This window comes from Arthrobacter arabinosi (assembly GCF_054511115.1).
On the sequence record NZ_JBTNDF010000004.1, the window covers coordinates 257,766 to 274,335 of the forward strand.

The 16,570-nt window shown below is 70.2% G+C and carries 16 protein-coding genes; 6 read left to right on the forward strand and 10 right to left on the reverse strand.

Annotated elements, in window-relative coordinates; all coding sequences use genetic code 11:
- Nucleotides 1-133: 133 nt before the first annotated feature.
- The 5 genes from ACX80P_RS12630 to ACX80P_RS12650 all read right to left on the reverse strand — a co-directional run bounded on the left by ACX80P_RS12630 (nucleotide 134) and on the right by ACX80P_RS12650 (nucleotide 4,782).
- Nucleotides 134-412, reverse strand: a complete 279-nt coding sequence (locus ACX80P_RS12630) for an HPr family phosphocarrier protein (protein WP_459278450.1) — start codon at nucleotides 410-412, stop codon at nucleotides 134-136.
- Between the two features lie 51 nt (nucleotides 413-463).
- Nucleotides 464-2,569 carry a PTS fructose transporter subunit IIABC gene (locus tag ACX80P_RS12635; RefSeq protein ID WP_459278451.1) on the reverse strand — a complete coding sequence of 702 codons (2,106 nt, stop codon included), beginning with the start codon at nucleotides 2,567-2,569 and terminating at the stop codon, nucleotides 464-466.
- Nucleotides 2,569-3,588, reverse strand: coding sequence for a 1-phosphofructokinase family hexose kinase (locus tag ACX80P_RS12640; protein ID WP_459278452.1), 1,020 nt, complete (start codon nucleotides 3,586-3,588; stop codon nucleotides 2,569-2,571). The genes ACX80P_RS12635 and ACX80P_RS12640 overlap by 1 nt, the downstream gene beginning before the upstream one ends.
- Complete coding sequence (locus ACX80P_RS12645) at nucleotides 3,585-4,352, reverse strand: DeoR/GlpR family DNA-binding transcription regulator (protein ID WP_459278453.1); 768 nt, start codon at nucleotides 4,350-4,352, stop codon at nucleotides 3,585-3,587. The genes ACX80P_RS12640 and ACX80P_RS12645 overlap by 4 nt, the downstream gene beginning before the upstream one ends.
- Nucleotides 4,353-4,524: 172 nt before the next feature.
- Nucleotides 4,525-4,782: a DUF6458 family protein gene (locus ACX80P_RS12650; protein WP_459278454.1), complete on the reverse strand. Its 258-nt coding sequence runs from the start codon at nucleotides 4,780-4,782 to the stop codon at nucleotides 4,525-4,527.
- A gap of 337 nt (nucleotides 4,783-5,119) precedes the next feature.
- Between ACX80P_RS12650 and ACX80P_RS12655 the strand changes: the two genes are divergently transcribed.
- The gene (locus tag ACX80P_RS12655) at nucleotides 5,120-5,389 is read left to right on the forward strand and encodes a GlsB/YeaQ/YmgE family stress response membrane protein (RefSeq protein WP_459278455.1); all 270 of its coding nucleotides are present in this window, start codon (nucleotides 5,120-5,122) and stop codon (nucleotides 5,387-5,389) included.
- 187 nt (nucleotides 5,390-5,576) lie between these two features.
- On the forward strand, nucleotides 5,577-6,362 hold the full coding sequence (locus tag ACX80P_RS12660; RefSeq protein ID WP_459278456.1) for a hypothetical protein: 786 nt from the start codon (nucleotides 5,577-5,579) through the stop codon (nucleotides 6,360-6,362).
- Here the strand turns inward: ACX80P_RS12660 and ACX80P_RS12665 are convergent.
- The gene (locus ACX80P_RS12665) at nucleotides 6,359-7,606 is read right to left on the reverse strand and encodes a DUF445 domain-containing protein (RefSeq protein ID WP_459278529.1); all 1,248 of its coding nucleotides are present in this window, start codon (nucleotides 7,604-7,606) and stop codon (nucleotides 6,359-6,361) included. The two genes, ACX80P_RS12660 and ACX80P_RS12665, sit on opposite strands and share 4 nt — an antisense overlap.
- Before the next feature lie 131 nt (nucleotides 7,607-7,737).
- On the opposite strand from ACX80P_RS12665, the gene ACX80P_RS12670 reads away from it, so the two are divergent.
- Both ACX80P_RS12670 and ACX80P_RS12675 read left to right on the forward strand, forming a co-directional pair.
- Entirely contained in the window at nucleotides 7,738-8,604 is an 867-nt protein-coding gene (locus ACX80P_RS12670) for a glycerophosphodiester phosphodiesterase (RefSeq protein WP_459278457.1), read from the forward strand.
- Between the two features lie 38 nt (nucleotides 8,605-8,642).
- Nucleotides 8,643-10,454, forward strand: a complete 1,812-nt coding sequence (locus ACX80P_RS12675) for a glycoside hydrolase family 15 protein (protein ID WP_459278458.1) — start codon at nucleotides 8,643-8,645, stop codon at nucleotides 10,452-10,454.
- 69 nt (nucleotides 10,455-10,523) lie between these two features.
- Here ACX80P_RS12675 and ACX80P_RS12680 read toward each other — a convergent pair whose 3' ends face one another.
- The gene (locus ACX80P_RS12680) at nucleotides 10,524-11,714 is read right to left on the reverse strand and encodes a zinc-dependent alcohol dehydrogenase (RefSeq protein ID WP_459278459.1); all 1,191 of its coding nucleotides are present in this window, start codon (nucleotides 11,712-11,714) and stop codon (nucleotides 10,524-10,526) included.
- Nucleotides 11,715-11,813: 99 nt separating this feature from the next.
- Here ACX80P_RS12680 and ACX80P_RS12685 point away from each other — a divergent pair, with 99 nt between their 5' ends.
- Both ACX80P_RS12685 and ACX80P_RS12690 read left to right on the forward strand, forming a co-directional pair.
- Nucleotides 11,814-12,551: an AzlC family ABC transporter permease gene (locus tag ACX80P_RS12685; protein WP_459278460.1), complete on the forward strand. Its 738-nt coding sequence runs from the start codon at nucleotides 11,814-11,816 to the stop codon at nucleotides 12,549-12,551.
- A complete protein-coding gene (locus ACX80P_RS12690; protein WP_459278461.1) occupies nucleotides 12,548-12,859 on the forward strand; it encodes an AzlD domain-containing protein in 312 nt (103 codons plus the stop codon). The genes ACX80P_RS12685 and ACX80P_RS12690 overlap by 4 nt, the downstream gene beginning before the upstream one ends.
- A 28-nt stretch (nucleotides 12,860-12,887) precedes the next feature.
- Here the strand turns inward: ACX80P_RS12690 and ACX80P_RS12695 are convergent, their stop codons facing one another.
- The 3 genes from ACX80P_RS12695 to pta are packed head-to-tail and all read right to left on the reverse strand — an operon-like array spanning nucleotide 12,888 to nucleotide 16,512.
- Entirely contained in the window at nucleotides 12,888-13,226 is a 339-nt protein-coding gene (locus ACX80P_RS12695; protein WP_459278462.1) for a YnfA family protein, read from the reverse strand.
- Between the two features lie 35 nt (nucleotides 13,227-13,261).
- A complete protein-coding gene (locus ACX80P_RS12700; protein WP_459278463.1) occupies nucleotides 13,262-14,377 on the reverse strand; it encodes an acetate kinase in 1,116 nt (371 codons plus the stop codon).
- 53 nt (nucleotides 14,378-14,430) lie between these two features.
- Nucleotides 14,431-16,512 (reverse strand): phosphate acetyltransferase, encoded by a 2,082-nt coding sequence (gene pta / locus ACX80P_RS12705; protein ID WP_459278464.1) that lies wholly within the window; start codon nucleotides 16,510-16,512, stop codon nucleotides 14,431-14,433.
- Nucleotides 16,513-16,570: the final 58 nt, after the last annotated feature.

Here is a 16,570-nt window from a genome sequence, read left to right on the forward strand (position 1 = left end):
CGGATCGTTACCCGGCAGGCGGGTCAGTCCATCGGAACCGGTGGACCTCCCCGTATGTCCCACGCTGGGGACGCCGAAAGGGCACCACCCGCCAGGTATGGACGGCGGATGGTGCCCTTTGCGTTGGTGCGGGCTATGCGGCGTCGTGGTCCGTCTCGATGATGCGGGCCAGGGCCTCGAGAGCGCTCTCGGCACCGTCACCCTCGGCGCGAAGGACGACGACGTCGCCGTGCGAGGCTCCGAGGCTCATCAGCGAGAGGATGCTCGAAGCGTCCATGGCCTCCTCGACGGGCTCGCCGTCCAGTGCGATGGTGACCTCGAGGGGAAGCTCGCCGGCTGCCTCCGCGAAGATCGATGCCGGGCGGGCGTGCAGCCCGACGCGGCTCGCCACGGTTGCCTTGCGTTCTGCCATGATGTGCTCCTTTTTCGTGGATGGTTCTGGTACAGCCAAGCCGACTGCGGATCAGGCTGCAACCGGCTCGGCCGCGACCGTCTCCGTCTTGCGCGTCGCGTACCGCTTGAGGGCGATGACCGCGAGAGCCGAGATGACCATCCCGACCAGGATCGCGACCACGAACATCACGAAGTTCCCGATCGCGAAGAAGACGAAGAAACCACCGTGGGGGGCCTGCGAGGTGACGCCGGTCCCCATGACGATCGCCCCGGTGACCGCGGAACCGAGCAGGGATGCCGGGATGACACGCAGCGGGTCGGCTGCCGCGAACGGGATGGCGCCCTCGGAGATGAAGCTTGCACCCAGCAACCAGGCGGCCTTCCCGTTCTCCCGCTCCGGCTCGGTGAACCGGCTGCGGTCGATCAGGGTGGCCAGGGCCATGGCGAGGGGCGGGACCATCCCGGCGGCCATGACGGCGGCCATGATCTGCAGGGGCGCCGTGTTCTCGAGCGTCGCAGCCCCGAGACCGGCGACGGCGAAGGAGTACGCGACCTTGTTGACCGGGCCGCCGAGATCGATGGCCATCATCAGTCCGAGGATCACGCCGAGTCCGACGGCAGCCGTGCCGGTCAGCCCGGACAGCCAGTTGTTGAGCCCCGCGGTGAGCGCGGCGATCGGTCCGCCGAGCAGCAGGAACATCAGCCCGGACGCCACGATCGACGCCACGAGCGGGATGATGACCACCGGCATGAGGCTCCGCAGCCAGCGCGGCACGGACAGGCGGCCGATCATCATGGCGGCGTACCCGGCGAGCAGACCGCCCACGATACCGCCGAGGAAGCCCGCGCCCATGAACCCGGCCACGGCACCGGCGACGAAGCCGGGGGCGATGCCCGGGCGGTCCGCCAGCGCGTACGCGATGTAGCCGGCGAGGGCCGGGACGAGGAACCCGAGGGACAGCTGGCCGATCTTGAAGGCCACGGCCCCGAGGTACTCACCGAGCCCTCCGGCCGGCAGGTTCACGAGGCTGTTCTCGAGGACCACGGCGTCCGCGGTCTCGGTGATGAGGTAGCCGCCCAGGAGGAAGCCGAGGGCGATCAGCAGGCCGCCACCGGCGACGAACGGGATCATGTAGCTGACGCCGGTGAGGAGGGCGCGCTTGAGTGTGCTGCCCACGCTGTCCCGGCCGCGGTCGTCGTCCGCCTCCTGCTCACCGGCAGTGCCGGCGACGCGCCGTGCATTCGGGTTCCCGGCGGCTGCGAGGGCTTCCTCCACCATCTCGCCCGGCTCGTCGATGCCGCGCTTGACGGGGGAGCTGATGACGGGGAGGCCGGCGAAGCGCTGCTTGTCCCGGACGTCGACGTCGACGGCGAAGATGACGGCATCCGCGGCGGCGATCACCGCGGGGTCCAGCGGCGTGGCGCCGGAGGAGCCCTGCGTCTCGACCTGGAGGTCGATCCCGCGCTCCTTGGCCGCCGCGACCAGGGAGTCGGCGGCCATGTACGTGTGGGCGATGCCGGTGGGGCAGGCGGTCACGGCCACGAGGCGCCGGGTCCGGGTGTCGGTGGCACGCTGGTGGTCGACGGCGGGACCGGTGGTGTCGGTCCCGGCGGGCGAGGTGCCGAGCGTGGCCGCGGCCTCGTTCGTGCGGGAGCCGGCTGCGGACCCGGCGGGAGCACCGGCGACATGGGCACCCGCGGCCGCCGGAGCGGCCTGCGCGGCTCCGACACCGAGCGCGCCGTTGACGAGGGCGACGACGTCGTCCGGGGACTGCGCTGCCCGCAGCGAGGCGGTGAAGTCCTTCTTGATCAGCGAACGCGCGAGTTTGGACAGCAGCTTCAGGTGCTCCTGGTCCGCTCCGTCGGGTGCTGCGATGAAGAACACGAGGTCCGCCGGGCCGTCCTTGGCGCCGAAGTCCACGGGCGGGGACAGGCGGGCCATGACGAGGGTCGCCTCGGACACGGCCGTGGAGCGGCAGTGCGGGATGGCGATGCCGCCGGGGATGCCGGTCGCGGTCTTCTCCTCCCGGGCGAGGGCGTCGGCGTACAGGGCGTCGACTTCCGTGGAGCGGCCTTGGGCGGCGACCAGCTCCGCGAGGTGGCGGATCACCGAGGGGCGATTCCCCCCCAGGTCCTTGTCCAGAGCGACGAGCTCCGGATTGATGAGATCGGACATCAGAAATCCTCCTGTTGGGGCCCTGCGGTGGACCCGATTGCACTTGGTTCGATCACGGGCAGTGTGACCTTGAGGGGAGTGACCGCGACGATGGACGGCGTGGTCTGGTCGAGGGACGGGACGGTCGAACCGGGGAGCGCGGCGGCCGCCGATCCGTGGGCGACGGCCTGGCGCAGGCAGTTCTCCGGGAGTTCTCCTGCGGTGTGCGCCAGCAGGTAGCCGGCCAGCGCGGAATCGCCCGCCCCGACCGTGGAACGCGCCGTGACGGGAGGGTGCACAGCGTGCCACGCTCCCCCGTTCGTCACGAGCAGGGCGCCCTCGGAACCGAGGGTCGCCAGTACCGCTCCCACCCCTGCGGTGATGAGCACCGCACAGGCCTTCGCGGCCAGGTCATGGTCCTTCTCGAGCTCGTCGCCCGTGCCGATACCGGTGAGCTCGCTGAGCTCCTCGGCGTTGGGCTTCAGCAGGTCCGGGGCCGGGATCCCGGCGGCGGCCTCGATGAGGGGCTCGCCGCTGGAGTCGATCGCGATGAGCGGCGCCGAGAGGCCGTACGCCTCCCTCACCGCAGCAGTGACCGTCGTATAGAAGGTGGACGGGACCCCCGGGGGCAGGGACCCGGCGAGGACCAGCCAGTCCGCTCCGTCGCTCTCCGCGACGACGACGGCGAGGAGGTCCTCGAGCAGGGTCGGGGAGAGTGGCGGGCCGGGTTCGTTGATCTTCGTCGTCGTGCCGTCCGGCTCGGTGATCGCCGTGTTGATGCGGAGGCCTGCGCCGATCGCCAGGTTGCGGAACGGGAGCGAGATGCTGCGCAGGCCCGCGAGGACCGCGTCGTCGTCGTCGCCCGGCAGGACGGCGAGGGTGCGGGTGCCGGACATCGCGAGGGCACGGCTGACGTTGACGCCCTTGCCTCCCGCCTCCTGCACCACGTGGGTGGCGCGCTGGACCGCTCCGCGCGTCAGGGGTGCGCCGAGTTCGACGGTGCGGTCGATGCTGGGGTTCGCGGTAAGGGTCACGATCATGCGACGATCACCTCCACCTCGGCGTCGGAGAGGGCATCCGCGAGCGGCCCCCGGGGTGCATGGTCGGTGATGAGGGCATCGATATCCTCCAGGTAGGCGAAGCTGGTCAGGGTCTCCTCGTCGAATTTCGACGAGTCCGCCAGGAGCACCACGCGCCGGGCGGAACGGACGATCGCGGTCTTCACGGCCGCCTCGTCCACGTCGGGCGTGCTGAGGCCGAAACCGGCCGCGAGCCCGTTGGCGCCGATGAAGGCGATGTCCGCGCGGAGGCGGGAGAAGTGGGTTACCGTGCTGCTGCCGACGGCCGCGCTCGTCAGCGCCCGGACACGGCCTCCGACGAGTTCCACACTCAGCCCGGCACCGGAGATCAGGGCTGCGATCGGCACGGAGTGCGTGATCACGGACAGGCCTGCCCGGGCTTCCTCCACGAGCAGATCGGCGAGGGCGCCGGTGGTGCTCCCCGCATCGAGGACGACGGCGCCGGTCTCGGGGGTGATGGAGAGGGCCGCCTGGGCGATGCGCTTCTTCTCGTCGGAGTGCTGCGTCGAGCGGCTGGTCAGGCTCGGCTCGTTCGTCGTCGCGCCGCTGCCCGCGATGGCGCCCCCGTGTACGCGCCGCAGGACGCCGTCGTTCTCGAGGAGGGCGAGATCCCTGCGGACGGTCTCCGTCGTGATGCCGAAGCGCGAGGAGAGATCCGCCACCGAGACACGGCCGTCGGCCGAGACCAGGCTGCTGATCTGGCGATACCGCTCTTCCGCGAACATGGGGACTCCGTCGTCGTGTGGTTTTGTGTTGGTTTGAGTGACTCTATCTTCGGTTCTGGTGTGACGTCAAGCACTTTTCCGCCGACAGGGGGACCGAGGCCTGCAGGGGCGGGGAATGCGGACGAAGAAAGGCCGGGACGAGGTCCCGGCCTTTCTTCGGAGCGGATGGAGGCTAGAGCCCCGAGTCGCGTGTCTCGTTGCGGGTGATCGTCTCACCGGTGTTGGGGTCGACGATGGAGCGCGACTCCGAGATCCGGTTCTGCCGGCGCGGGCCCGCCAGCACGAGGGAGGCGATGAGGCCGAGGACGCCCACCGCCATCAGGATGTACCCCACCAGGTCGATGTCGATGATGCTGATGACGTCGGCCTGAATGGCAAAGGCAAGAATTGCACCGAGTGCAATAAGGAAAATCGAAGACCCGATTCGCATTTGTAATACTCCTTCAGTGTGGGCTCAATGGGAGTTTGGAAAGAATTCCCCAGCGGTTTCGCTTCCAGCGCCACCCACTCCCAGGACGGCCCGCCTGCGGTCATCATACGGCGTGTCGCCCGTCACGGCGGCGTGTCGGCGCGCCGTGATCCCTCCTGCAACAGTTCGGGAAAGATTCACTCCCGGGCCTTGCTAAGCAGGATTAGCGTGGTGTTAGGATTGCACCCTAAGCAGGCTGATGAAGTACACTCGGGTCAAGTTGCACCCTGGTGCATCGGACTATCAGGCAGCGGGCCGCCCTCAGGCACCCGCTGAAAATCACTCAAAGGAGCACCTCATGAGTTTCATCGGTTTTCTCATTCTCGGCCTCATCGCAGGCGCCCTCGCCAAGCTGATCCTCCCCGGTAAGCAGGGTGGCGGCATCATCATCACCATGCTCCTCGGTGTCGTCGGTGCGTTCCTCGGCGGCTTCATCGGCGGCAGCCTCCTGGGCGTCGACCTCGGCGGGACGTTCTCGCTCATGTCCATCCTGTTCGCCGTCATCGGCGCGCTGATCGTGCTCGCCATCTACGGCGCTGTCACCGGCCGCAAGGGCTCGCGCGTCTAACAGCAGCATCGGCCGCACCATGGGGAGCGGTTGTCAGGAGGGTGTCGCCGGTCGCCGGTGGCACCCTTCTCTGATGTCCGGCCCCTTCGGCGGCGCCCTGCGCCAGTAGCGGAACGCGGGCCCACCGGCAGAGGACCCCACCTAGAATCGTCTCAGCAGCACGCCGATCCACCCCGGAAGGACCACCATGTTTGGCCGTAACAAGGAGAACCCCGCCGTGAAGGCTGCGAACGGGACGCTGTTCGACAAGGACGGCAACCCGAAGCCCGCGATCCTCCGGGGCATCGAACGTGCCCTGGACGTCCAGCGGCCTCTGATCATCTCCAACCTCGACAGGCTCCGCCGGCGTAACCCCGAGGCTTCCCCCGCGGTCCTGACGCTGCTGCTCGAACGCGACTACCTGCGGGCGACCACAGCGGCCGGCGTCGCGGTGGGCGCGACCGCCGCCGTCCCCGCCGTCGGAACGATCGCGTCCCTCGGGCTGTCCGCCGCAGCGACGGTCGGCTTCCTCGAGGCCACCGCGCTCTACGCCGAATCGGTCGCCGAGCTGCACGGGGTCCGGACGGACGACCCCGAGCGATCCCGAGCCATGGTGATGGCCATCCTCATGGGCGAGGAGGGCACTGCCCTCATCCGCTCCGTCCTGGGTGCGTCCGCAGGGCAGGGAGCCCCCCAGTACTGGGGCCAGCTGGTCAACAAGTCCGCGCCGCCGTCACTGGTGAGGACCCTCACGGGGTCCATCCAGCGGACGTTCGTGAAGAAGTTCCTCGCCAAGCAGGGCGGCTTCATGCTCGGGCGTGCGCTGCCGTTCGGCGTGGGCGCAGTGATCGGCGGCACCGGCAACCACCTCATGGGCAAGGCCGTCATCCGCACCACGCGCGAGGCCTTCGGGCCGCTCCCGCAGACCATCCCGGGCGAACTGGCGGACGTCCTGCAGCTCCCCGACAGCGGTTCACGGAAGAAGCGGGCCTAACCGAAGATCGCGTGGGCGACCGAGAAGATCAGCAGCCCGGCCAGCGACCCGACCACCGTGCCGTTGATACGGATGAACTGCAGGTCCTTGCCGACCTGCAGTTCGATCTTCCGGGACGTCTCCTCGGCGTCCCACCGGCCCACCGTCTCCGAGATGACGCCGGCGATCTCGCTGCGGTAGGTGCGCACCGCGTAGGAGGCACCGTCGGCGATCCAGAGGTTCACCCGTCGCGCGAGGTCGGCGTCGCTCGTCAGCCGTGAGCCGAAGTCCCGGACAGCCGCCTTGAACTTGGACGTCAGTTCGCTGTCCGGATCATTGACGGCCTCGAGGAGGGCGTTCTTGATGGTCGACCAGATACGCGCCGTGAGGTCGCGCACCCGGGGGTCGTCGAGCAGCTGACCCTTGATCTCCTCGGCCTTGGCGATCGTCTCCGGCTTGTGCTGCAGGTCCTTCGCCAGGTCCCTGAGGTATCTGTCGATCGCGAGCCGGACGTCGTGCTGCTGATCGTCCTGGATGGCGCGGATGAACTTCGACAGTTCCGCGTGGACACGGTCACCCACGACGCCGTCGACCAGGCGGGGCACCCATGTGGGGGATCGCTGGGCGACGACCCGCGTCACGACGGCATAGTTGGCGTCCACCCAGTCGGCAGCGCGATCCACGAGCAGGTCCACGAGCCGGTGGTGGTGTCCTTCCGCGAAGACGCGCTCGGCGATGCTGCCCACCGGCGGACCCCAGGGCGGATCGAGCAGGTGCTTCCTGGCCATCGACTCGATCACGCCCTGCACGGCGTCGTCGTTCAGGACCGTGAACATGCCGCGGATCAGCGCCGCCCCCTCGGCCGCCACGCGGTCGGCGCTCTCCGGTTTCGCCAGCCAGGCCCCGACCTTCTGGGCGATGAGCGCGGAATCCAGCTTGGCCCGCACCACGTCCTCGGAGAGGAAGTTCTCCTCCACGAACTGGCCGAGCGACTCGCCGATCTGGTCCTTCTTGCGCGGGATGATGGCGGTGTGCGGGATGTTCAGGCCCATCGGGTGCTTGAAGAGGGCCGTGACCGCGAACCAGTCCGCCAGCGCGCCGACCATGCCGCCCTCGGCTGCCGCCCGGACGTACTGGAGCCAGGGGTGGGTGTCCTGCAGGGCGAAGGCCACGACGAAGATCACCGCCATGAGTCCCAGCAGCCCGGTTGCGAGCATCTTCATGCGGCGGAGGGCTGCTGCCCGCTCCACATCGGTCCCGGTCATCTGAACGTCCACCTCCCGAGTCTATCGAGGGCGCGCTCCGGGCCCGTCCGCGGCCGTCCTGCCGGTAGTGCCCCGATCGGGCGGTCGCGTACCGTGAGAGGGACACCGATCCCGACGTGAGGGGACGCCCCGTGCCTCCTGTGATCTTCGCCCATCGCGGCAGCAGCGGCACCTATGCCGAGCACACGCGCGCCGCCTATCTGCAGGCCCTCGCGGACGGAGCCGACGGCGTCGAGTGCGACGTCCACCTGACCCGGGACGAACAGCTCGTGTGCATCCATGACACGACCATCGACCGCACCACCAGCGGATCGGGCCGCGTGGCCGACCACACGCTGGAGGAGCTGCGCCGGCTCGACGTCTCGTCCTGGAAGGGCGTGACCATCCCGGCCGAGTACGGCAGCCCGTCCGAGCAGCTCCTCTCGCTCCCGGACCTGATCCTGCTCCTGCGCCGGTCCGGGCGCCCGGTCCGGCTGGCGATCGAGCTGAAGCATCCGAGCCCGTTCGGCCTGCGGCTGGAGGACGAGCTGATCGCGTTCCTCATGGACGAGGGGTGGGACCCGGAGTCCTCGATGCTCGGCTCCATCGAGGTCAGTTTCATGAGCTTCAACCCCGATTCGATGCGGCAGCTCGCCGAATCGGTGCCCGCCCATGTGCTGTGCCAGCTGGTGGCGGACATGAAGCCGAAGGAGGTGCGCGACGCGCTGCGCTTCGGCCCGATCACCGAGGGCGCCCTCATCACCATCATGCGGCGCGCCCTGCGGGAGGGTGAGCAGTTGGTGAACCGTCAGCAGGTGGGCATGGCCGGGCCGGGCGTCCGGTACACCCGCACCCACCGCGGCCGCGTGCGCCGCTGGATCCGCGAGGGCGTGCGGGTCCGGGTATGGACGGTCAACTCGGTCGAGGACGCGCTGTACCTCGCGGCGCTCGGGGTGCAGGAGATGACGACGGACTACCCGGCGCGCATCCGCGCGGCGTTCGACGGCGAGCGCGGCTGATCGGGCGATCCGCGCCGGGCATGTGGTTGAGTTGAGCGATGCAATCCCCGATCGAGGACTACGCGCTCCTGTCCGACCTGCACACCGGTGCCCTCGTCTCCCGGAACGGCAGCATCGACTGGCTGTGCTTCCCCCGGTTCGACTCCGAGTCGGTGTTCTCCGCGATGCTCGGCACGCCGCAGCACGGCCGCTGGCTCCTGGAGCCGTCGTCGGACGCCGAGGTGGTGGAGCGGAGCTACATCGACGCCACCTTCGTCCTGCAGACCCGCTGGCGGACCGCCGAGGGTGAGGTGCTGGTCACCGACTTCATGCCCGTGACCGATCGTCGCGCCAACGTGGTGCGGCGCGTCCAGGGGCTCCGGGGTGCCGTCACCCTGCGGCAGGAACTGGAGATCCGCTTCGGTTACGGCGACATCATGCCGTGGGTCACCCAGGAGACGCACGACGGCCAGCCCGTGCTGCTCGCGATCGCCGGTCCGGATGCGCTGCTCCTGCGGGGACCGCGCCTGAAGGCGACGGACCACCGCCACGAGGGCACGTTCGTGGTCGCCGCGGGCGACGTCGTCGACCTGGAACTCCTGTGGTACCCCTCGCACCGGGACAAGCCGGCCGCCCTGGACGTCGACGACGCCCTGGACAGCACCATCAGCTACTGGCGCGCGTGGGCTGCCGGCTGTGCGGTCGAGGGGGACCACGCCGACGCCGTCCGCCGCTCCCTGCTCGTCCTGCGCGCCCTCACGCACGAGGACACCGGAGGCATCGTCGCCGCCCCGACGACGTCGCTGCCCGAGCAGTTCGGCGGCTCCCGCAACTGGGACTACCGCTTCTGCTGGCTCCGCGACGCCGCCCTGACGCTCGAGGCCATGCTGACGCACGGCTTCGACGAGGAGGCCCTCGAGTGGCGGAACTGGCTGCTGCGGGCGGTCGCCGGCGATCCCGAGGACCTGCAGATCATGTACGGGCTGGCCGGGGAGCGGCACCTGCCCGAGCGCGAGCTCGGGCACCTGCCGGGCTACGCGGACTCCACGCCCGTGCGCGTCGGCAATGGCGCCGTCGACCAGTACCAGGCCGACGTCGTGGGCGAGGTGATGGTCGCGCTCGAGAAGCTGCGCGTGCACGGCGTCACCGAGGACAATTTCTCGTGGCCGCTCCAGCGTGCCCTCCTGGGGTTCGCGGAGAACCACCTGAAGGACGGGGACCACGGGATCTGGGAGATGCGGGGAGACCCGCAGCAGTTCACCCACTCGCGCGTGATGATGTGGGCCGCGTTCGACTGCGCGGTCCGCGCGGTCCGTGACCACGGCCTGCCGGGGCCGCAGGAGCGCTGGACCGCGATCCGGGACGGCCTGCGCGAGGAGATCCTGGAGCACGGCGTCAATCGCGAGCTGGGCTCGTTCACGCAGGTGTACGGCGGGGCGGAAGTGGACGCCGCCCTGCTCCAGTTGCCGCAGGTCGGCTTTCTCGACTTCGACGACCCCCTGATGCTGGGTACCGTCGCGCGGATCGAACAGGACCTCCTGGACGATCACGGGTTGCTGCTGCGCTACCGCACCGCCAACTCCGACGACGGCCTGGAACCCGGGGAGCACCCGTTCCTGGCCTGCTCGTTCTGGCTCGTCGAGCAGTACGCGCACGGCGGCAGGTTCGACGACGCCGCGCGGCTCATGGACCAGCTCGTGGGGTACTCGAACGAACTCGGCCTGCTGGCCGAGGAGTACGACCCCGCCGCGGGACGCATGGCGGGCAACTTCCCCCAGGCGTTCTCGCACCTCGCCCTCGTCCGCGCCGCGGACGCGCTGCAGCTCGCGCAGGGGAGGGCCGGCTCCTACGAGTCGATGGCCCGCGACTAGGCAGGAACGGCGGGAGCCCGGCCCCCAGGGCCGGGCTCCCGCCGTCCGTGCTCGTGCACGTCGGTGCTGCTAGATCGTGACGCCCTGCGGCTTCAGGACCACCTTGATGGTGCCGTCCGTCTTCTTCTGGAAGTTCTTGTAGGCGGCCGGCGCCTCGTCGATCGACACCTCGTGGGTCATGAGGTCCGTGACGCCCAGCGGGTCCGAGGGATCCTCGACGATCGGGAGGAGCTCGTCCGTCCAGCTGCGCACGTTGCACTGGCCCATACGGAACTGGATCTGCTTGTCGAACATGGTCAGCATCGGCATGGGGGTGGCCGTGCCGCCGTAGACCCCGCTGAGGGACACGGTCCCGCCGCGGCGGACGGCGTCGATCGCCGAGTGCAGGACGCTCGTGCGGTCGCTGCCGCCGGTCTCCATGACCTTCTGCGCCAGTTTGTCCGGGAGGATGCCCACGGCGTTCTGCGCGAAGGCCCCCACGGGGGACCCGTGCGCCTCCATGCCCACGGCGTCCACGATCGCGTCCGGGCCGCGCCCGTCCGTCATGCTGCGCAGTTCCTCCGCGGTGTCCTTCGTGAAGTCGATGGTCTCGATGCCGTGGCGCTTGGCCATCTCTCGGCGTTCGGGGACCGGTTCGACGGCGATCACGCGGTGGCCCAGGTGCCGGCCGATACGCGCGGCGAACTGTCCGACCGGGCCGAGGCCGTACACCGTGAGGACGCCGCCCTCGGGTACGTCCGCGTACTGCACGCCCTGCCAGGCCGTGGGGAGGATGTCGGAGAGGTAGAGGTACCGTTCGTCCGGCAGTTCCGAGCCGACCTTGACCGCACCGTAGTCGGCGAAGGGGACGCGGAGGAACTCCGCCTGGCCGCCGGGGACGGAGCCGTACAGCTCGGAGAAGCCGAACAGGGACGCGCCCGACCCCTTCGCATGCACCTGGGTGGTCTCGCACTGCGACTGCAGGCCGCGCGTGCACATGAAGCAGTAGCCGCAGGAGATGTTGAACGGGATGACGACGCGGTCACCGACCTTGAGATTGGTGATGCCGGCGCCCACCGCCTCGACGATGCCCATCGGCTCGTGGCCGAGGATGTCACCCTTGTGCATGTACGGGCCGAGGACCTCGTAGAGGTGCAGGTCCGAGCCGCAGATGGCGGTCGAGGTGATGCGGACGATCGCGTCCGTGGGTTCCTGGATCGTGGGGTCGGGCACGTTCTCGACGCTGACGTTGCGCTTGCCCTGCCATGTCACTGCCTTCATGTGGTGCTCCTCCGGGTAGTAAGTAGGCTTTCCTTTCCCACTATTCACCCCTTGGCCGCGAATGGGAAGTCGAAGCCCGCCGTCGCCTAGCCTTGTCAGGTGCTGCTACTCCAATCCCCGGCGGTCCGCGTGGCCCTGTCCGTCGCGATCGCGACCGGCCTGTACGGGCTGTCCTTCGGTGCGCTCTCCGTGGCGGCGGGCCTGGATCTCCTCCAGACCATGGCGCTCAGCCTCCTGCTGTTCAGCGGCGGCTCGCAGTTCGCCTTCATCGGTGTCATCGCCGGGGGAGGGAGTGGCGTCTCGGCGATGTCCGCTGCGGCCCTGCTGGGGATCCGCAACGGCGTCTACGGGATGCAGGTCAACGTGCTGCTCCGGCCGTCCCGCTGGCGGAAGCTGCCGGCCGCGCACCTCACGATCGACGAGTCGGTGGCCACCGCGACGGGCCAGACCGATCCGGACGAGCAGCGCCGAGGGTTCTGGGCCGCCGGGATCGGCGTCTTCGTGCTGTGGAACCTCTTCACGCTGGTGGGTGCGCTCGCGGGCAGCGCGATGGGTGATCCGGCCCGCTGGGGGCTCGATGGCGCCGCCGTCGCCGCGTTCCTCGGTCTGCTCTGGCCGCGCATCCGCTCGCGCGAGCCCGCCGCGATCGCCGTCGTCTGCGCCGTGGTGACGCTCATCGCCGTGCCGCTGGTCCCGCCGGGGGTGCCGATCCTCCTCGCGGCCGTCGTGGCGGCCGTCCTCGGTCTGTCGGGCCTCGGCCCGGCGACGGAGGGCCTCGAGCCCGACGTCGAGCCCTACCCCTCCGGCCCTGCCGGTCCGGCGAAGGGGGACGCATGAGCCTCTGGGGCTGGGTGCTGCTCGCGTGCGCGGTGTCGATCGCCACGAAGTTCCTCGGGTTCCTCGTGCCCGCGAAGCTGCTCGACAACCCGCGGATGCTGCGCGTCGCCGGGTCGCTGACCATCGGCCTGCTCGCCGCCCTGACGGCCACGAACACGTTCGCGTCCGGCCAGGCGCTCGTCGTCGACGCGCGGGTGGTGGCGCTGGTGGCCGCCGCCGTCGCGCTCTGGCTGCGGGCGCCGTTCCTCGCGGTGGTCGCGGTCGGGGCGCTCGCGGCCGGCGTGGCGAGGCTGCTGGGGGCTGCGTAGGGACTCCGCCCGGCGGCGCGCAACCCGGTTACGCCGTGGAGCGGGGCACGAACATGATCAGCGCGACGCCGACCAGGCAGACCGCCGAGCCGAGGAGGTCCCAGCGGTCGGGTCGGAAACCGTCGACGAGCACGCCCCACGCCAGGGACCCGGCCACGAACACGCCGCCGTACGCGGCGAGGATCCGCCCGAAGTTCGGGTCCGGCTGCAGGGTCGCCACGAAGCCGTAGGCGCCGAGCGCCATGATCCCGAGCCCGGCCCACCACCACGGCCTGCCCTCGCGGACCGCCTGCCAGATGAGCCACGCCCCACCGATCTCGGCGCCCGCGGCGAGGATGAACAGGAGCGTGGTGCGCAGGATCGTCATGGCTCCAGTCTGCCGCCAGCGGCGGCCCCGGTCGGCTATGAGGCGCCGACCACGGCGGCCGTCGCCTCCGCGATCGCCGCCTCCTCGTCGGTCGGTACCACCAGGACGGGGAAGGCCGACCCCTCGGAGCTGATGATGCGGGACTCCCTGCTGCGCAGGCCGTTCTTGTCCTCGTCGAGCTCCAGGCCCAGCGCGCCGAGCTTGGAGACGACGGCGGTGCGGAACGCGGACGCGTTCTCGCCGATGCCCGCCGTGAACACGAGTGCCTGCGCCCCGCCGACCGCCACGTGGTACCCACCCACGTACTTCGCGAGCCGGTAGGAGGCCACCTCGAGGGCGCGCACCGCGCGGTGGTCCCCGGCGTCCGCGGCCTCCGCCACGGAGCGCATGTCGTTCGTCCCGGCGAGGCCCTTGAGCCCGCTGTTGCGGTTCAGGAGGGTGTCGAGGTCCTGTTCCGTGTACCCCTCGCGCAGGAGGAACAGCAGGATGGACGGATCGATGTCGCCCGACCGCGTGCCCATGACCAGGCCCTCGAGGGGCGTGAAGCCCATGGACGTGTCGACGCTCTCGCCGTCGCGCACGGCCGTGACGGAGGCGCCGTTGCCGAGGTGCGCGATCACTCCCGTGAAGGTGTCCGCGCCGAGCAGCTCCGCCGCGCCACGCGCCACGTAGGCGTGCGAGGTGCCGTGGAAGCCGTACCGGCGGATGCCGAACGTCCGGTACAGCTCGTCCGGCACGGCGTAGCGCCAGGCCCGCTCCGGGAGGGTGCGGTGGAAGGCGGTGTCGAACACCGCGACCTGCGGCATGGTGGGCCACTTGTCGGTGATCGCCCGGATGCCGGTGACGGCCGCGGGGTTGTGCAGGGGTGCCAGCGGGTTGAGGCGCTCGATGGCCCGGGTGATCTCGTTGTCGATGAGCACCGGCGCGCTGAAACGCTCGCCGCCGTGGACCACGCGGTGCCCGACGGCGTCGATCTCGCGGTCGCCGAGGGCCGCGGACACCTCGCCGTCCACGCGGTCCAGGGCTGCCGCGTGATCAGGCACCTCGGCCTCGCCGATGCGCTCCACGAGGCCTTCCGCGAGGACGTCCTCACCATCCCTGACCTGGTACTTGAGCGAGGATGAGCCTGAGTTGATGACGAGGATGATCATGGGGTCCTGTCCTGTGGGGTGCAGTCGGAGGGCGTGGCGTGGCGGAAGGGGGGTCAGGAGGCGGCGGGCTGCTGGGCCTGCACCGCGGTGATGGCCACGGTGTTGACGATGTCCTCCACGGTGCAGCCGCGGGAGAGGTCGTTGACGGGCTTGCGGAGGCCTTGCAGGACGGGACCGACGGCGACGGCGCCGGCCGACTGCTGGACGGCCTTGTACGTGTTGTTGCCAGTGTTGAGGTCCGGGAAGATGAACACCGTCGCCTGGCCGGCTACCGAGGAGTCGGGGAGCTTGGAGGCCGCGACCGAGGCGTCCACGGCGGCGTCGTACTGGATGGGCCCCTCGACGGCGAGGTCCGGGCGCTGCCGCCGCACGAGCTCCGTGGCGCGGCGCACCTCCTCCACCGCGCCGCCGGAGCCCGACTCGCCCGTGGAGTAGGAGAGCATGGCGATGCGTGGCTCCACGCCGAACTGCTCGGCCGTCTCCGCCGAGGCCACGGCGATGTCCGCGAGCTGCTCCTCGTCCGGTTCGGGGTTGACCGCACAGTCCCCGTACACGAGGACGCGGTCCTGCAGCAGCATGAGGAACACCGAGGACACGATCTTCACGCCGTCCTTGGTCTTCACGAACTCCAGCGCCGGCCGGATGGTGTTCGCCGTGGTGTGGGCGGCGCCGGACACCATGCCGTCCACCCTGCCGAGCTGCACCATCATCGTCCCGAAATATGCGCCTTCCAGCATGCGCTCGCGGGCCTCCTTGAGGGAGACGTTCTTGTGGGCCCGGAGCCGCACGTATTCGGCGGCGAACTCCTCGCGCAGTTCCGACGTCGCCGGGTCCACGAGCGTGAGGCCGCTGAGGTCGATGCCCTGGCCGGCGGCGAGCTCGCGGACCCGTGCCTCGGGGCCGAGGATCGTGAGGTCGCAGACGTCGCGGCGGCGCAGGATCTCGGCGGCCTTCAGGACCCGGAGGTCCTCGCCCTCGGGGAGGACGATGCGCTTGCGCTCCGTCCGGGCACGCTGGATCAGTTCGTGCAGGAAGCGCAGCGGCGTCATGCTGACGGGGCGGGGGAGTTCGAGGCGTTCCAGCAGTTCGCTCTCGTCCACCCGGCGCGACCAGGCTCCGAGGGCGGCGGCGGCCTTGCGGCGCAGTCCGCTCGCGATCTCCCCGCGGACCTCGCTGACGTGGCGCGCCACGGTGTAGGTGTCGTCGCCGAGCGCGAAGACGGGGAACGGTGCCTGCGCGAGGAGGGCCAGGATGTTGGGGTCGGGGGCGAGACCGCCGGTGAGGAACACGGCCGACGGCACCGGGAACTCGGGGGAGAACGACGACGCCAGGGTTGCCATGAGGACGTCCGCACGGTCCCCGGGCACGATCACGAGGGCGCCGTCCGTGAGCAGGTGCAGGAAGTTGCCGACGTTCATGGCGGCGACGCGGACGCTGGTGACGTCCCGTTCGAGGTTCGAGTTCCCGGCGATCTGGCGGGCCCCGAGGTCCACGGCCACTTCGGAGACGGTGGGTTGGGAGATCTCGGACAGTTCGGGGATCACGTAGACCGGCCGGCCCGACCGGCCGGGGCGGACGTGCTCGCTGATGGCGGTGACGGCGTCGTCCGCTGCCCGGTTGACCATCATCGCGAGGAGGGACACCTTCGCGGCGTCGAGTTCGCGGCGGGCGACGTCGACGGCGTCTGCGGCCTCCTCGACGGACATGTCCTTGGCGCTGACCACGGCGAGGACCATGGCGCCGAGGTTGTTGGCCAGTCGCGCGTTGAGGTCGAACTCGACGGCGGCATCGTTCCCGGAGAGATCGGTGCCCTCGACGATGACGACATCGCATTCCGCGGCGATCTCGCTGTAGATGGCGACGCAGCGGGCGTCGATCTCCGCCCGGTCCCCGGTGACGAGGAGGGCGCGGGCCTCCGCGCGGGTGAGGCCTCCGCGGGCCCGGCTCTCGGGGAGGTCGAACGAGCGCTGCATGAGGCGGACCATGGGGTCCGCGGCGGGGTCGGTGCCCTCGACGATGGGCCGGAAGAAGCCCACGCGGTCTGCGTGGCGGTGCAGCATGTCGGCCAGGCCCAGGGAGATCAGGGACTTGCCGGAGCCGTTGGTCATGGCGCTCACATAGATTCCGTGGGTCATACGCCCAGTCTTGCAGGGTCCCCTGACACCTGCCATCACGGGCGGGTCTTGACGGGGT

Coding starts and splice junctions, on each gene's coding strand:
- ACX80P_RS12655 (WP_459278455.1), top strand. CDS start 5,120: ATGAGTTTCATCGGTTTTCTCATTCTCGGCCTCATCGCAGGCGCCCTC.
- ACX80P_RS12695 (WP_459278462.1), bottom strand. CDS start 13,226: ATGACGATCCTGCGCACCACGCTCCTGTTCATCCTCGCCGCGGGCGCC.
- ACX80P_RS12700 (WP_459278463.1), bottom strand. CDS start 14,377: ATGATCATCCTCGTCATCAACTCAGGCTCATCCTCGCTCAAGTACCAG.
- ACX80P_RS12680 (WP_459278459.1), bottom strand. CDS start 11,714: ATGAAGGCAGTGACATGGCAGGGCAAGCGCAACGTCAGCGTCGAGAAC.
- ACX80P_RS12635 (WP_459278451.1), bottom strand. CDS start 2,569: ATGTCCGATCTCATCAATCCGGAGCTCGTCGCTCTGGACAAGGACCTG.
- ACX80P_RS12645 (WP_459278453.1), bottom strand. CDS start 4,352: ATGTTCGCGGAAGAGCGGTATCGCCAGATCAGCAGCCTGGTCTCGGCC.
- ACX80P_RS12660 (WP_459278456.1), top strand. CDS start 5,577: ATGTTTGGCCGTAACAAGGAGAACCCCGCCGTGAAGGCTGCGAACGGG.
- pta (WP_459278464.1), bottom strand. CDS start 16,512: ATGACCCACGGAATCTATGTGAGCGCCATGACCAACGGCTCCGGCAAG.
- ACX80P_RS12675 (WP_459278458.1), top strand. CDS start 8,643: ATGCAATCCCCGATCGAGGACTACGCGCTCCTGTCCGACCTGCACACC.
- ACX80P_RS12665 (WP_459278529.1), bottom strand. CDS start 7,606: ATGACCGGGACCGATGTGGAGCGGGCAGCAGCCCTCCGCCGCATGAAG.
- ACX80P_RS12690 (WP_459278461.1), top strand. CDS start 12,548: ATGAGCCTCTGGGGCTGGGTGCTGCTCGCGTGCGCGGTGTCGATCGCC.
- ACX80P_RS12630 (WP_459278450.1), bottom strand. CDS start 412: ATGGCAGAACGCAAGGCAACCGTGGCGAGCCGCGTCGGGCTGCACGCC.
- ACX80P_RS12640 (WP_459278452.1), bottom strand. CDS start 3,588: ATGATCGTGACCCTTACCGCGAACCCCAGCATCGACCGCACCGTCGAA.
- ACX80P_RS12650 (WP_459278454.1), bottom strand. CDS start 4,782: ATGCGAATCGGGTCTTCGATTTTCCTTATTGCACTCGGTGCAATTCTT.